Genomic DNA, 14,423 nt, shown 5'->3' with positions numbered 1-14,423 from the left:
GCGCAAAAAAGGGCGCGACACTGCGCGCCCCGATTCGACGCCGGTTCCCGCTCGGCTGCCGACGGTCAGTGCATCGCGGGGCCGGCGCCTTCGACCGCGCGTGGCGGCCGAATCCGCAGCGCGAAACCGATCAGCGCGGCCACGGCCGCAAACGCCGCGCCGAACGCGAATGCCGCGCGGTAGCCGGCGTTCAGCGCGTCGAGCGGCGCGGCTTGCGCCGCCGCGAGCGCGTCGGTGCGGGCGCCGGCGAGACTCGCGAGGGCCGCGAGCCCGAGCGCGCCGCCCATCATGAACGCGGTGTTGACGATGCCCGACGCGAGCCCGGAATCGGCCGGGTCGACGTCATTCATCGCGGCGAGCAGCACCGGATTGAACGCGACGCCCGCGCCGATGCCGAGCAGCGTCATGCCGGGCAGCACGTGCCACACGAAAGCGCCGTCGACCGGCGCGCGCGCGAACAGCGCGAGGCCGCACGCCGCGATCAGCAGGCCGACGGCGATCGGGCCGCGGATCCCGAAGCGCATCACGATGCGCGCCGACAGCCCGAGCGAGAATGCGGCCATGATCAGGTTCGCGGGCAGGAACGCGAGGCCGACCTGCAGCGGCCCGTAGCCGAGCACCCGCTGCATGTACAGCGCGGACAGGAAGAACCACGCGAACATCGCGGCCGCCCACAGCACGGCGATCGCGTTTGCGAGCGCGACGTTGCGGGCGGCGAACAGCGTGAGCGGCATCAACGGATGCGCGGCGCGCGACTCGATCGCGATGAACAGCACGAGCAGCACGACGGCCGCGCCGATCAGCGCGACGGTCTGCGTCGACAGCCAGCCGGCCTCGTTGCCGCCGACGATGCCGTAGACGGCCAGCATCAGCGACGCGGTCACGGTGATCGCGCCGGCGACGTCGAGCCGTGCGGTGCCCGCCGGCGCACGCGTGCGCGGCAGCAGCGCGACGCACATCGCGTAGACGGCGACGCCGATCGGCAGATTGACGAGAAAGATCCAGTGCCACGACAGCGAGCTTGTCAGCAGCCCGCCGAGCAGGACGCCGATGCTGCCGCCGCCCGCGCACACGAAACCGTAGACGCCCATCGCGCGTGCGCGTTCGCCGGGTTCCGTGAAGAGGTTCATGATCAGCGACAGCGAGACGGCCGACACGACCGCGCCGCCGAACCCCTGCGCCGCGCGTGCGGCGATCAGCATCCCCTGCGATTGCGCGAGGCCGCACGCGAGCGACGCGAGCGTGAACACGACGAGGCCCGCGAGGAACATGCGCCGCTGGCCGTACAGGTCGCCGAGCCGGCCGCCGAGCAGCAGGCAGCCGCCGAACGTCAGCAGGTATGCATTGACGACCCACACGAGGGCCGTTTCGGTGAAGTGGAGATCGGTGCTGATCGACGGCAGCGCAACGTTCACGATCGTGCTGTCGAGCACGATCATCAGCACGCCGAGGCAGAGCACGATCAGCGCGTACCAGCGCTTCTCGCCGTGAATCCCGTGGGTCATGGGCTTGCAGCCTTCCGATAGTTATTTGAAAGGATGCATTGTAGATGCCGGCGGCGCGCGCTTCCTGCCGGTTTGTGGCAGGAGCGTCGCGTAGTGGCGCGCGCGGCTGCGGCGCGCGTGGAGCGGGATGAGCGTTACGGCCGAGCCGGCAGTTCGCAGCCGTCGGGGCCGCAGGCGGCCGCGTCGCCGCCGCCGGGCTCGACGATGCCGTCGCGCCACGCCTGGTCGAGCGCCTGCGCGAACGCATCGGCCGGTTGCGCGCCCGACACCGCATAGCGGTCGCCGAACACGAACAGCGGCACGCCGCGCCCGCCGATTCGTGCGGCGCGCGCGATGTCGGCTTCGACTTCGTCGCGATACGCGTCGCTGCGCAACACGGCTTCGACGGCCGAGCGCTCGAGCCCGGCTTCGACCGCAAGCTCGGTCAGCTCGGCATGATCGAACAGCGAGCCGTGCTCGCAGAAATAGGCGCGGTAGAGCCGCTCGGTCAGCGCTTGCGCGCGGCCCGACGCTTGCGCGAGCTTCACGAGCCGGTGGCCGTCGAGCGTGTCGCCGACGAGCGTGCCGGGCAGGTCGTAGCGCAGCCCCACGCTCGCGGCCGCATCGGTCACCTGGCGCAGCATCTGGTCGACCTGCGCAGGCGCCATCCGGTATTTGCCGGCCAGCATCGCCTCGACCGGCTCGACGGGTTGGCCAAGCATCAGCCGGTACGCGCGCAGCGCGACGTCGACGCGGTCGGCGTGCGCGAACGCGGCCAGCGCCTCGTCGAAGCGGCGCTTGCCGATCCAGCACCACGGGCAGATCAGGTCGGACCAGATTTCGACGGTCAGGGTCGGGCGGGCAGTCGGGGCGGGAGCGGTCGTCATGGGCGGTTCGGGCGGCAAAAAAATGTAACTGAGACTATATCATTTTATGTTTCGACGCTTCGTCGCTCGCGCAACCGCGTGGCACGGTGCGAAAGGGAGCGCGCCCGCATGTCGCGAAGCAGGGGCGTGGAACTGCCGGCCGGTACCGACGACCGGGCTACCGCGATGGCGCCCGCCGCGTCGCGCTCACGCGTCGCCCTGCGTTTCCTTCAGGTGCTTGAGATGCTTGTAGACCGTCGCGCGCCCCATCCCGAGCACGTTCGCGACGTAGTTCGCCGCGCTCTTGCCGCGGAACGCGCCTTCCGCGTACAGCGCCTCGACGAGCTCGCGCCGGTGCTCGCGCGTGAGCCCGTTCAGCCCGACCTGCCGCTCGCGCAGCCAGCCGTGCAGGAACGTGTTGATGCGCTCCTGCCAGTCGTCGCGGAACAGCTCGTCGGGCTGCGCGACGACGCCTGCGCCCTTGATGAACAGGTCCAGCGTCGCGCGCACTTCGTCGAACACCGCGATGTTGAAGTTGATGCACATCATCCCGGCCGGGCGGCTGTCGTCGTCGAACAGCACGTTGCTGACGCAGCGCATTCGCCGGCCGTCCCAGTTCAGCTTCTCGTACGGGCCGATCACGCGCTCGCGCGCCGAATGATCGATTTCCTCGAGCGCGGAATCGTCGCCGACCTCGCGCTTGGACAGGTTGTTCGCGAGATACAGCACGGTCTGGTCGTGCAGGTCGTGGATCACGACTTCCGCGTACGGGAAGAACAGTGCGGCGATACCGTCGGCGATCGGCGCATAGCGGGTGAGCAGCAGGTCTTTGACGGGAGATTTCTTCTTGCGCATCGGTGTCGCGATCTCGGGTGGGCGGAAGCCGGGCAGCGTGTCGGGGCGGCGAGCCGGCGCACCGTCGGCCGGCATGCCCGTGCGCCCGCGCGCGGCCGCGGCGGCGGTTGCGCCATTGTATCGGCCCCGCGTGCGCGTGCCGTTCATGCGTGCGTCAGATGCGTGTACAGCGCATGCGCGATCGCGATGTCCTCGAGCCCGAGGCCGATCGAGCGGAACAACGCGTGACGCGTGCGCGACGGCGCCGCGCAGGTGCCGGCGACGAGCGCGGGCAGGTCGCCGACGATCCGGCCGGCATCCCAGCCGTGCTCGGCCGCCGCGATCTGCATCTCGCCGGCGCTCGCGGGTGTCGTGTGCCGGTAGTCGCAGTAGACGTCCATGTCCGGCAGCCACGCGGGCGGGATTTCGTGCGCGCGCGCGACGTTCGTGCTGATCGACGTGACGAGCGCGGGGCGCGTGAGCATCCGGTCGCCGAGCACGGGCGTGCCCGACGACGTGCACAGCATCACCACGTCCGCGTCGCGCACGCAGGCCTCGATGCTCGCCGCCGCGTGGGCGCGCGGGTCGAGCGCGGCGAGGGCCGCTTGCTGTGCGGCGTCGCCGGCGAGTGCGGGCGAGTACACGCGGATCGTGTCCCAGTCGCGCAGCGCCGCCGTGTGCCTGAGGTGCGCGATGCCGACCGCGCCCGTGCCGACGATCGCGAGACGACGGGCGTCGCGCGGCGCGAGGCAGTCGACCGCGAGCGCCGTCGTGCCGGCCGTGCGTTCGACGGTCAAGAGCCCCGCGTCGCACCACATCAGCGGCTGGCCGGTTTGCATCGACATCAGCGCGGTCCATGCGGTGACGATCGGTCTCCCGTCGGGCTTCCCGTCGGGCTTCCCGTCGGGTCGCCCGTCGGGTTGGCCGCCCGCCACGATGTACGGCGACAGCTTCGCGCCGAACACCTGCGCATCGGCGAGCGCGCCGAGATACGTGATGAAGTCGCCGGCCCGGTCGGGAAACAGCGTGAGCGTCTGCGGCGGCTGCACCGCGCGCGCCGCGGCGAGCGAAGCGAACATGCGGCGCAGCGTGCCGAGCACGTCGAGCGACGGAAGCGCCGCGCGCACTGCGGCTTCGTCGACGATCAGCGGTGGGGTGGGGACGGTTTGCGTCATCGGACATCTCCGGTTCGGGCTGGACAGAAAGTCTCGAAAGACGGCGTCCGGCGGGTTCGTGATGGACGAAAAGTCTAATATAGACAAATAAAGTCGGGAGGATTTTTCTTTTCGAGACGTCGTGTCGTTGCCGGGTTCATGGAAAAAGCCATGGAATCAAAAGCATCCGGAAGCAGGCGACGAAATTCCGACGTCGAGAAACGACGCGGCATTCTCGTATCCCCTATAGTCTATAGTAGACTTTAAGTCTATATTTCGCATGCAGAATCCGACACGCCGCCACGCGGCTGCGTGCGTCGGATGCTGCCCTGGCGCCCGGTCGAGGGCGTCGTGCGACCGATCTTCAGCCTCAATCCGGAACAGAAGGACCGTCATGAACTGGAAACTTTCCCTTTGCGCCGCTGCGGCGCTCGCGTGCGCGGCCGTCGCGGCCCATGCGGAACAGACCACGCTGCGCTTCGGGATCGAAGCCGCCTATCCGCCGTTCGAGAGCAAGACGCCGGCCGGTCGGTTGCAGGGGTTCGACGTCGACATCGGCAACGCGGTGTGCGCGAAGCTGAACATGAAATGCGTGTGGGTCGAGAATGCGTTCGACGGGCTGATCCCGGCGCTGCAGGCGCGCAAGTTCGACGCGATCAACTCTGCGATGAACATCACCGCGAAGCGCAAGCAGAGCATCGACTTCACGCCGGCAATCTACGTGGTGCCGATCGTGATGGTGGCGAAGCACGGCTCGCCGCTGAAGCCCGACGCCGCGAGCCTGCGCGGCAAGCACGTCGGCGTGCTGCAAGGCTCGTCGCAGGAGGATTTCCTGAAGGCGCACTGGGCCGACGCGGGCGTGGCCGTCGTGTCGTACGCGGATCAGGACCAGATCTACGCCGATCTCGTCGCGGGGCGCCTCGACGCGGCCGTGCAGGAAGCGCAGACCGCGCAGGACGGGTTCCTCGACAAGCCGGCCGGTCGCGACTACCAGATCGTCGGCGAGCCGCTGAAGGATCCGGCGACGCTCGGCGAAGGCACCGGCTTCGGGATGCGCAAGAACGACAAGGCGCTGCAGGCGAAGATCGTCGGCGCGCTCGACGCGCTGAAGCAGGACGGCACGCTGAGCGCGCTGTCGCGGAAGTACTTCAAGCGCGACATCATCGCGAAGTAAGCGCCGCCGTGCGTCGGCCGCGGGGCCGGCGCACGGCGCCTCCCATCTCGACGCAGTGCGGGGAACCATGGATTTCGACGTCATCGTTCTGGGGGCCGGCATCGTCGGCGTGTCGTCGGCGTTGCATCTGCAGGATCGCGGGCTGCGCGTCGCGCTCGTCGACCGGCGCGCGCCCGGCGAGGAAACCAGCCACGGCAATGCGGGGCTGATCGAGCGCTCGTCGGTCGTGCCGTATGCGTTTCCGCGCCGGCTCGGCACGCTGCTGCGCTACGCGCGCAACCGTTCGGTCGATCTCTATTGGGACTACAAGGCGCTGCCCGAGTATGCCGGCTGGCTCTCGCGCTTCTGGCGCGAATCGTCGCCGCAGCGGCTCGCGGCCGCCGCGCGCGACCTGCTGCCGCTCGTCGCGGCGAGCGTCGTCGAGCACGATGCGCTGCTCGCGCGCACCGACGCGCAGCCGCTCGTGCACGACGGCGGATGGATCGAGGCGTTTCGTTCGCCCGCGCTGTTCGACGCGGAAGCGCGCGCCCAGCAGCGCGTGGCCGACGCGCACGGGCTGCGGATGACCGTGCTCGACGCGCCTGCGCTGCGTGCGCGCGAGCCCGGTATCGGCGGCGCCTTCTGCGGCGCCTTCCACTGGCAGGACCCGAAGACGGTGTCGAGCCCGGGCGGGCTGACCAAGGCCTATGCGCGGTTGTTCGAGCGCGACGGCGGCACGTTCGTGCGCGGCGACGCGACGACGCTCGCGCAGGTGGATGACGGCTGGCAGGTCGGGTCCGAGCACGGGCCGATATCGGCGCGCTCGGCCGTGGTCGCGCTCGGGCCGTGGTCCGATCGGGTGTTCGCGCCGCTCGGCTACCGGATTCCGCTGCGCGCGAAGCGCGGCTATCACATGCATTACCTGCCGACCCGCACGCTGCTGAACGTGCCCGTGTGCGATACCGAGGAGGGCTTCGTCGTCGCGCCGATGGAGGGCGGCCGCCTGCGGCTCACGACCGGCGTCGAGATCGCGCCGCGCGACGCGCCGCCGACCGGCGTGCAACTCGCACGCGCCGAACCGCTGGCGCGCGACGCGTTCGGCATCGGCGAGCGGCTCGATCCGGAGCCGTGGCTCGGGATGCGGCCGTGCACGCCCGACATGCGTCCGGTGATCGGGCCCGCGCCGCGCCACCGCCATTTGTGGTTCGCGTTCGGCCACTGCCATCACGGGCTCACGCTTGGGCCCGCGACCGGCCGTCTGCTCGCCGAAATGATGACGGGTGCGCCGACCTATATCGATCCCCATCCGTACCGGCCCGCACGCTTCGGTTGAACCCGCGGCGCGCAGATGCGGTTTCGGCCACCGGCATGCATCGGTAGCAATGCGTGCCGTTCACAGTTTTTCATTTTGCCGTCCGGATTATCGAAATCCGCGCAATCTGAAATGACCTGCGTAATCGATAAGAAAGAAAATCTCGCGATAAAAGAAAATCAGCAAATTCGCGATTTATCAATGCATTTTCATATTGCTGAAATGCGTAATGGGCAGCCGGCTCCGACGGTATAGGTCCCATCGCGGCCGCATGCTCCGGCGGTACGCGGCATGTACCGGAACACGTTACCGCGGGGCTCGCAAACGTTACGTTACATCCGTGTTCCGAAGGCCTTTTTCATCAGACGATTAAGGCGCTGCAATCCACCGATTTCGCTTGAAATCAATTAAAAAGGCTTATTGACGATCAACAGATAGGCGAAACGGCCGGTTTTTGGAATTGGCACGCTTCGTGCAATCCGTCCCCATGCTTTGTCAACGTAGTGCCAACCGAGATGGGGAAAATAACGATGGGACAGAACTTCAAATTGACGGGTGTGGCGCTGTCGGTCGCGACGGTGTTCGGGGTGCTGGCTTCGGGTTCCGCGATGGCGGGCGCCCTCGATGCGCTGCCGATCCCGCAGGTGATCGTCAATCCACCGACGAACAGCGTGTCGGTCGGGCTGGTCGCGACGGGCACGTCGCCGCTGGGCTCGGTGACCGTGACGGCGGGCGGGTCGGGCGCGATCCAGACGTCGCTCGGGGAGCCGGGGCAAGTGCTGTCGGGCGCCGTGGGGGCGGTGACGGGCGCACTCGGCGGTGGCGGCGGCACGGTGCAGCCGCTCGCGCCGGTGCAGGGCGTGGTGAATCAGGTGACGGGGGCGCTCGGTGGCGGCAATCCGGCGGGTGCGTTGACGGGGGCAATCGGCACGGTGACGGGCGCACTGGGCGGGATCGGCGGTGGCGCGAACCCGCTGGCGCCGGTACAGGGCGTGGTGAATCAGGTGACGGGGGCGCTCGGTGGCGGCAATCCGGCGGGTGCGTTGACGGGGGCAATCGGCACGGTGACGGGCGCACTGGGTGGGATCGGCGGTGGCGCGAACCCGCTGGCGCCGGTACAGGGCGTGGTGAATCAAGTGACCGGTGCATTGAGTGGCGGCAACCCGGCCGGTGCATTGACCGGTGCATTGAACACGGCAACCGGCACGCTGAGCAATGCACTCGGCACGGCAACGGGTGCACTGGGCGGGATCGGAGGCGGTTCGAACCCGCTGGCGCCGGTGCAAGGCGTGGTGAATCAGGTAACGGGCGCGCTCGGTGGCGGTAACCCGGCGGGCGCGTTGACCGGCGCACTCGGCACGGTAACGGGTGCACTGGGCGGGATCGGTGGCGGCACGAACCCGCTGGCGCCGGTACAGGGCGTGGTGAATCAAGTGACCGGCGCGTTGAGCGGCGGCAACCCGGCCGGTGCATTGACCGGTGCATTGAACACGGCAACCGGCACGCTGAGCAATGCGCTCGGCACGGCAACGGGCGCGCTGGGCGGGATCGGTGGCGGTTCGAATCCGCTGGCGCCGGTGCAAGGTGTGGTGAATCAGGTAACGGGTGCGCTCGGTGGCGGCAACCCGGCGGGAGCGTTGACCGGCGCACTTGGCACGGTGACGGGCGCACTGGGCGGAATCGGAGGCGGCGCGAACCCGCTGGCGCCGGTACAGGGCGTGGTGAATCAAGTGACCGGTGCATTGAGTGGCGGCAACCCGGCCGGTGCATTGACCGGTGCATTGAACACGGCAACCGGCACGCTGAGCAATGCGCTCGGCACGGCAACGGGCGCGCTGGGCGGTATCGGAGGTGGCACGAACCCGCTGGCGCCGGTACAGGGTGTGGTGAATCAAGTGACGGGCGCGTTGAGCGGCGGTAACCCGGCCGGTGCACTGACGGGCGCGCTGAACACGGCAACCGGCACGCTGAGCAGCGCGCTCGGCACGGCAACGGGCGCACTGGGCGGAATCGGTGGCGGCGCGAACCCGCTGGCGCCGGTGCAAGGTGTGGTGAATCAGGTAACGGGCGCGCTCGGTGGCGGTAACCCGGCGAGTGCGCTGACTGGCGCAGTGGGCACGGTGACCGGCGCACTGGGCAATCTCGGCGGTGGTTCGAATCCGCTGGCACCCGTTCAGGGTGTCGTGAACGGCCTCACGAGCACGATCGGCGGCGGCGATCCGGCCGGTGCACTGGCCGGTGTCGTTGGCACGGTCACGGGGGCACTGGGCAACCTTGGCAGCGGCTCGAATCCGCTCGCGCCGGTGCAGGGCGTGGTGAACGGCGTTACGGGTGCGCTTGGCGGCGGCAATCCGGCAGGCGCGCTGACCGGCGCACTCGGCACGGTAACGGGCGCCTTGGGCGGTGTCGGCGGTGGCAACCCGGCGGGCGCGCTGACCGGCGCACTCGGCACGGTAACGGGCGCACTGGGCGGCGTCGGCGGTGGCAATCCGGCAGGCGCGCTGACCGGCGCACTCGGCACGGTAACCGGCGCCCTGGGCAACCTCGGCGGTGGCGCGAACCCGATCACCCCGATCCAGAACATCGTGAACCAGGTCACGGGCACGCTCGGCAGCGGCAACCCGGCCGGCGCACTGAGCAACGCGGTCAACACGATCACGGGCACGCTCGGCAACGTCGGTGGCGCAGGCGGCCCGCTCGCGCCGGTGCAAGGCGCCGTCACGCAACTCGCCGGCACGCTCGGCAACGGCGATCCCGCCGGTGCGCTGACGAACGCGCTGAACTCGGTGACGGGCGCGCTCGGCGGCGCGAACCCGCTGGCGCCGGTGCAGGGTGTCGTGAACCAGGTCGTCGGCACGCTGTCGGGTGCGGGCGGCGGCAGCCCGATCACGCCGATCACGAACCTCGTCAACGGTCTGCAGAACGCCCTGCCGGGCGGCAATCCGGCCGGCGCGCTGACCGGCGCACTCGGTTCGGTGACGGGCGCGCTCGGCAATCTCGGCGGGACCAACCCGCTGGCGCCGGTGCAAGGCGTCGTGAACCAGGTGGTCGGTACGCTCGGCGGCAGCAACGCGGCCGGCACGCTGAGCAACGCGGTGGGGACGGCCACGGGCGCGATCGGCAATGCGGTCGGTTCGGTGGCGGGCGCGCTCGGCGCCCTCGGCGGCACGAGCCCGCTGGCGCCGGTGCAGGGTGTCGTGAACCAGGTCGTCGGTACGCTCGGCAGCGGCAATCCGGCCGGCGCCCTGACGGGCGCGCTGAACTCGGTGACGGGCGCTCTCGGCAACCTCGGCGGTTCCAACCCGCTGGCGCCGGTGCAAGGCGTCGTGAACCAGGTGGTCGGCACGCTGTCCGGCGCGGCCGGCAACAGCCCGATCGCGCCGATCACGAACCTCGTGAGCGGCCTGACGGGCGGCGCCAACCCGGCCGGCGCACTGACTGGCGCGCTCGGTTCGGTGACGGGCGCACTCGCGTCCGGTCCGGCCGCGCTCGGCCAGGCGGCCGGCGCGCTGTCGGGTGCGGCCGGTTCGACGGCAGCGGCAGGCGGCAGTCTGCTCGGCTCGGGCGCGAATGCGGCCGGCGGCACGGCGGGCGCGGTGGGGTCGCTGCTGACGACGGGTGCCAACTCGACCGCGACGGTCGTCAATGCGGTCGGCACGTCGGCGGGCACGGTGCTCGGCTCCGCACCGAGCCTGTCGGTGACGCCGCATTCCGGCAACAGTTCGCCGAACAACCCGCTCGCACCGGTGACGACGCTGCTCCAGTCGCTGACCGGCGCACTGCCGAGGTAATCGGCCGAAACCGCACGACGGCGCTGCATCGGCCGTCGTGCGCAACGGTCGTGCAACAGGGGGCGCGCAACGCGGCATGACAGCGATGTCGTGCCGCGTCGTCATTTCGGGCTTCCCGTTTTCTTTCGTCGCATGAAGGATCGCCGCCGCTCGTCGCGGCGCGTTACGGCATGGCGTGCGATGGAATAACCGGCCGTCGCCGTCCGTTTACATACCGAGTTCCGGCACGGCCGGCCGGCGGGATAATGATCGCGACGCAGCCGATCGTCCCGTTCGGCGGCGACGTGTCGCGAGACGACGCCAAGGAGAACGGGAATGAAACGGATGCTGTTCGCCGCCGCGCTGACGGCGGCGTTCGTGCGGCCGGCGGCTGCGGAACCGCCGCAGGTCGCCGACGGGAAGCTGGTCGACGAAGCGCACATGACGCTGTACGTGTTCGATCGCGATGCGCCGGGCAAGAGCATGTGCGACGGCGCATGCGCGGCCAACTGGCCGCCCGCGCTCGCCGACGCGTACGACAAGGCGTCGGGTGCGCTGAGCCTCGTCGCCCGCGACGACGGCAAGAAGCAATGGGCGTACCGCGGCCGCCCGCTGTATCGCTGGAAGATGGACCGCAAGGCCGGCGACGCGGGCGGCGACGGCGTCGGCGGCGTGTGGCACGTCGCGCGGCCGTGATCGCGCGGCGACGCGCGAGGCGCTCCGATGAGCTATGAATCGGACCTGCTGGTGTGGCTCCCGCATCTCACGCGCTATGCGCGTGCACTGACGGGCGAGCGCGCGTGGGCCGACGATCTCGTGCAGGACACGCTCGAGCGTGCACTGAACCGGCCGCCGCGCGACGGCGCCAACCTGCGCGCGTGGCTGCTGACGCTGCTGCGGCACCGCTTCATCGACCAGTTGCGCGCCCGGCACGAGATCGCGGTCGACGACGCGACCGCGCCGTGGCAGACGATGGCCGCGCCGGCCGGCGAGGTCGGCGGGCTGGAGTTGCGCGACGTGCAGCGCGCGCTGTACCGGCTGCCGGTCGAACAGCGCGAGGTGCTGCTGCTGGTCGCGCTCGAGGAGTTGAGCTATCGCGATGCCGCGCAGGTGCTCGGCGTGCCGGTGGGCACGGTGATGTCGCGACTCGCGCGGGCGCGCGCGCAGATGCGCGCGTTGCTGTCGGACGTGCCGTCGGCGCACGGCGCGGCCGCGTTACGGGTGATCGGGAAGCCATGATGGACGATCCGCGCAAGCCTTCGAATCGGGGGGACGACGACGCGTCGGCGCAACTGCTGTCCGCGCTGCTGGACGGCGAGCTGTCCGGGCACGAGCGGCGCGAGATGCTCGAGCGCCTGCAGTCCGATCCGCAGGAAGCCGAACGATTCGCGCATTACCGCGCGCAGCGCGATGCGCTGAAAGCGCTGTTTCCGTTGCCGGCGGCCGCGCCGGCGTTGTTCGTGCAGCGCCGCGCGCCGCGCTGGCGTGCCGTCACGCATGCGTTCGCGGGGCTCGCGGCCGGGCTGCTGATCGGTGTCGCGCTGCATGCCGGCTGGGCGGCGTTCGGCCGCGAACCGGCGTTCGCCGCGCGCGCGGACGTCGCATACGCGGTGTACGCCGCCGACCGCGAGCATCCGGTGGAAGTCGGCGCGGCCGATCCCGCGCGGCTCGCCGCGTGGCTGTCGGCGCGCGTCGGCCGGCCGGTGCGCGCACCGTCGCTCGACGAATACGGTTACGCGCTGCTGGGCGGCCGGGTGCTGCCCGGCGACGCGGGGCCGGCCGCGCAGCTCATGTACCAGCGCGCGGACGGCGCGCGCGTGACGCTGTACATGACCGCATACGATGCGCGGCGCCTCGCGCCGCGGGCGATGTCGGCCGGCGGGCGCTACACGTATTTCTGGTCGGATCGCGGCATGGGTTATGCGCTGTCCGGCCGCGGCGACGAACGGCGCCTGCGCGCGCTCGCGATCGACGCATGCGGTGCGCTGGGCGGCCCGACCGACGCATGGAAGGGATGACGCGCGGCGCTCGCAGGGAGCAGGCGATGAAAACGGCGATGATCAAGGGGCTCGGGCTGGCAGCGTGCCTCGCGGGCACGATGCTTGCGCGAGCGGAAGGCGACCCGACCGTGCGTGTGCCCGTCGACGCCGATGGCGTGCAGCGCGTGGCGATCGTCGGCGGCAGCTATTTCTTCCGGCCGAACCACGTGATCGTGCGCGCGCACGTGCCGGTCGAGCTGACCGTGTCGGCCGAGCCCGGCGCGGTGCCGCACAGCTTCGAACTCGATGCGCCGCAGGCCGGCATCGCGGTACGCACCGAGCTCGGCACGACGCCGAGGACGTTTCGTTTCACGCCGCTGCAGCCGGGGCGATTCGCCTACTATTGCACGCACCGGCTGCTGTTTTTCAGGAGCCATCGCGAGCGCGGGATGGAAGGCGTGCTCGATGTCGAGGCGGCGCCGTGATCACCGCGTTGCTGGCCGCGAGCCTGATAGGAGCGAGCATGACAGCCGATCCCGTAACCGTCGCGCAGGCGCATTTCGACCACGTCCGCTCGTACCGCGCGACGATTCGCTCGTCGGCGCGCGACGGCGAGCACACCGAAATCCGCTACGCGTACCTGAAACCGGGCTTCGTCCGGATGGATTTCGTGTCGCCGCATCGCGGCGCGGTGCTCGCGTACGATCCCGGCGACGGCAAGGTGCGGTTGCGCCCGTTCGGCACGCACGCGCCGCCCGCGCTGACGTTGTCGCCGTCCAATCCGCTCGTGCGCGACCGCACCGGCCACCGGGTCGACCGCTCGGACGTCGGCGAACTGCTGCGCAACGTCCATGCGCTGCAGCAGGGCGGCGCGACGGTGACCGAAGGCGAGGAGGCCGTCGGCGGCCGGACCGCGCTGCGCGTGCTGGTCACGGGCGCGCCTGCGCACGCGGTCGACGGCGTGCATCGCTACCGGCTGTGGCTCGACGCCGCAGACGGTTTTCCGCTGAAGGTCGTCAGCTACGCGGACGGCGACGACGTGCCGCTCGAAACCGTGACGCTCGACGACGTGGAGATCGACGTCGCGTTTCCCGAGCGTTTCTTCGCGCCCTGACGGCGCGCCGATCCGCGTTCCTGACGCGCATGCCGGAGGCTGCATGGCGGAGTACCGGTTTTCGACGATCTGGCGGGTGGATGCGCCGCTCGCGGCGGTCTGGGATGCGATCTACCAGGTCGATCGCTGGCCCGACTGGTGGAAGGGCGCCGTGCGCACCGTCGAGCTCGAGCATGGCGACGCGCGCGGCGTCGGCGCGCTGCACCGGTATACGTGGAAGGGCGCGCTGCCGTACCGGCTGACCTTCGACATGCGCGTGCGGCGCGTCGAGCGGCCGCATGTGCTCGAAGGCCGTGCGAGCGGCGCGATCGAGGGCGACGGACGCTGGTCGTTCGCCGCCGACGGCGCGCGCACCGTCGTGCGCTACGACTGGCACATTCGCACGCACGGCTGGATGAACTGGCTGGAGCCGCTCGCACGGCCGCTGTTCCGATGGAATCACGACGTCGTGATGCGCGAAGGCGCGAAGGGGCTCGCGCGGCGGCTGGGCGCGGCCGTCGAGACGGACGGCCGGACCTTCCGGCCGCTGTCGGACGCGGACTGTGCCGATGCGTGAGGCGCGCGAGGCTCGTCCCGACGATGCCGGCGAACGAACGCGTCGCGGCGGGTGAAATCGGCGCCCGCACGGCTTTTTCGCTGCGATGTCGCCGGTCTCAGGAACTCCGGGCTTACCCGGTGTCCAATCGGGGCTGGATGAGGTTGGCGGGTCGCAAGGGGCCGTCCGGTGCGACGGTTGTGGTCCTCAGGGTATTGTTTT

Annotated in this window: 13 protein-coding genes; 9 read left to right on the top strand and 4 right to left on the bottom strand. The window is 70.3% G+C overall.

Annotated elements, in window-relative coordinates; translation table 11 throughout:
* Positions 1 to 65: 65 nt before the first annotated feature.
* The 4 genes from WS95_RS14640 to WS95_RS14625 form a co-directional block, all read right to left on the bottom strand.
* Complete coding sequence (locus WS95_RS14640) at positions 66 to 1,505, bottom strand: DHA2 family efflux MFS transporter permease subunit (RefSeq protein ID WP_059824405.1); 1,440 nt, start codon at positions 1,503 to 1,505, stop codon at positions 66 to 68.
* Between the two features lie 134 nt (positions 1,506 to 1,639).
* Positions 1,640 to 2,371, bottom strand: a complete 732-nt coding sequence (locus WS95_RS14635) for a DsbA family oxidoreductase (RefSeq protein WP_059824403.1) — start codon at positions 2,369 to 2,371, stop codon at positions 1,640 to 1,642.
* A gap of 186 nt (positions 2,372 to 2,557) precedes the next feature.
* Positions 2,558 to 3,352 (bottom strand): helix-turn-helix transcriptional regulator, encoded by a 795-nt coding sequence (locus WS95_RS14630; protein ID WP_059779412.1) that lies wholly within the window; start codon positions 3,350 to 3,352, stop codon positions 2,558 to 2,560.
* Positions 3,349 to 4,359, bottom strand: a complete 1,011-nt coding sequence (locus tag WS95_RS14625) for an ornithine cyclodeaminase family protein (RefSeq protein ID WP_059824401.1) — start codon at positions 4,357 to 4,359, stop codon at positions 3,349 to 3,351. The genes WS95_RS14630 and WS95_RS14625 overlap by 4 nt, the downstream gene beginning before the upstream one ends.
* 373 nt (positions 4,360 to 4,732) lie before the next feature.
* On the opposite strand from WS95_RS14625, the gene WS95_RS14620 reads away from it, so the two are divergent.
* The 9 genes from WS95_RS14620 to WS95_RS14580 all read left to right on the top strand — a co-directional run bounded on the left by WS95_RS14620 (position 4,733) and on the right by WS95_RS14580 (position 14,222).
* Complete coding sequence (locus tag WS95_RS14620) at positions 4,733 to 5,512, top strand: ABC transporter substrate-binding protein (RefSeq protein WP_059779418.1); 780 nt, start codon at positions 4,733 to 4,735, stop codon at positions 5,510 to 5,512.
* Between the two features lie 67 nt (positions 5,513 to 5,579).
* Positions 5,580 to 6,824, top strand: coding sequence for an NAD(P)/FAD-dependent oxidoreductase (locus tag WS95_RS14615; RefSeq protein ID WP_059824400.1), 1,245 nt, complete (start codon positions 5,580 to 5,582; stop codon positions 6,822 to 6,824).
* A 509-nt stretch (positions 6,825 to 7,333) separates the two neighbouring features.
* Positions 7,334 to 10,594: a beta strand repeat-containing protein gene (locus WS95_RS14610; RefSeq protein WP_059824398.1), complete on the top strand. Its 3,261-nt coding sequence runs from the start codon at positions 7,334 to 7,336 to the stop codon at positions 10,592 to 10,594.
* A 315-nt stretch (positions 10,595 to 10,909) separates the two neighbouring features.
* Entirely contained in the window at positions 10,910 to 11,269 is a 360-nt protein-coding gene (locus tag WS95_RS14605; protein ID WP_059824396.1) for a COG4315 family predicted lipoprotein, read from the top strand.
* Positions 11,270 to 11,296: 27 nt separating this feature from the next.
* Positions 11,297 to 11,812, top strand: a complete 516-nt coding sequence (locus WS95_RS14600; RefSeq protein WP_059824394.1) for a sigma-70 family RNA polymerase sigma factor — start codon at positions 11,297 to 11,299, stop codon at positions 11,810 to 11,812.
* Positions 11,809 to 12,591: an anti-sigma factor family protein gene (locus WS95_RS14595; protein ID WP_059824392.1), complete on the top strand. Its 783-nt coding sequence runs from the start codon at positions 11,809 to 11,811 to the stop codon at positions 12,589 to 12,591. The genes WS95_RS14600 and WS95_RS14595 overlap by 4 nt, the downstream gene beginning before the upstream one ends.
* Before the next feature lie 26 nt (positions 12,592 to 12,617).
* Entirely contained in the window at positions 12,618 to 13,037 is a 420-nt protein-coding gene (locus WS95_RS14590) for a hypothetical protein (protein ID WP_059824613.1), read from the top strand.
* On the top strand, positions 13,034 to 13,666 hold the full coding sequence (locus tag WS95_RS14585; RefSeq protein WP_059824391.1) for a LolA family protein: 633 nt from the start codon (positions 13,034 to 13,036) through the stop codon (positions 13,664 to 13,666). The genes WS95_RS14590 and WS95_RS14585 overlap by 4 nt, the downstream gene beginning before the upstream one ends.
* Before the next feature lie 43 nt (positions 13,667 to 13,709).
* A complete protein-coding gene (locus WS95_RS14580; protein WP_059824388.1) occupies positions 13,710 to 14,222 on the top strand; it encodes an SRPBCC family protein in 513 nt (170 codons plus the stop codon).
* Positions 14,223 to 14,423: the final 201 nt, after the last annotated feature.

The sequence above is a fragment of the Burkholderia sp. MSMB1826 genome, from assembly GCF_001526325.1.
GTDB lineage: Bacteria > Pseudomonadota > Gammaproteobacteria > Burkholderiales > Burkholderiaceae > Burkholderia.
This window is presented reverse-complemented; position numbering and strand designations above follow the sequence as displayed.

What these genes read in the sequence shown, in the direction of transcription:
- WS95_RS14610 (WP_059824398.1), top strand. Translation starts at nt 7,334, where the DNA reads ATGGGACAGAACTTCAAATTGACGGGTGTGGCGCTGTCGGTCGCGACG.
- WS95_RS14595 (WP_059824392.1), top strand. Translation starts at nt 11,809, where the DNA reads ATGATGGACGATCCGCGCAAGCCTTCGAATCGGGGGGACGACGACGCG.
- WS95_RS14615 (WP_059824400.1), top strand. Translation starts at nt 5,580, where the DNA reads ATGGATTTCGACGTCATCGTTCTGGGGGCCGGCATCGTCGGCGTGTCG.
- WS95_RS14625 (WP_059824401.1), bottom strand. Translation starts at nt 4,359, where the DNA reads ATGACGCAAACCGTCCCCACCCCACCGCTGATCGTCGACGAAGCCGCA.
- WS95_RS14605 (WP_059824396.1), top strand. Translation starts at nt 10,910, where the DNA reads ATGAAACGGATGCTGTTCGCCGCCGCGCTGACGGCGGCGTTCGTGCGG.
- WS95_RS14640 (WP_059824405.1), bottom strand. Translation starts at nt 1,505, where the DNA reads ATGACCCACGGGATTCACGGCGAGAAGCGCTGGTACGCGCTGATCGTG.
- WS95_RS14635 (WP_059824403.1), bottom strand. Translation starts at nt 2,371, where the DNA reads ATGACGACCGCTCCCGCCCCGACTGCCCGCCCGACCCTGACCGTCGAA.
- WS95_RS14590 (WP_059824613.1), top strand. Translation starts at nt 12,618, where the DNA reads ATGAAAACGGCGATGATCAAGGGGCTCGGGCTGGCAGCGTGCCTCGCG.
- WS95_RS14580 (WP_059824388.1), top strand. Translation starts at nt 13,710, where the DNA reads ATGGCGGAGTACCGGTTTTCGACGATCTGGCGGGTGGATGCGCCGCTC.
- WS95_RS14600 (WP_059824394.1), top strand. Translation starts at nt 11,297, where the DNA reads ATGAGCTATGAATCGGACCTGCTGGTGTGGCTCCCGCATCTCACGCGC.
- WS95_RS14620 (WP_059779418.1), top strand. Translation starts at nt 4,733, where the DNA reads ATGAACTGGAAACTTTCCCTTTGCGCCGCTGCGGCGCTCGCGTGCGCG.
- WS95_RS14630 (WP_059779412.1), bottom strand. Translation starts at nt 3,352, where the DNA reads ATGAACGGCACGCGCACGCGGGGCCGATACAATGGCGCAACCGCCGCC.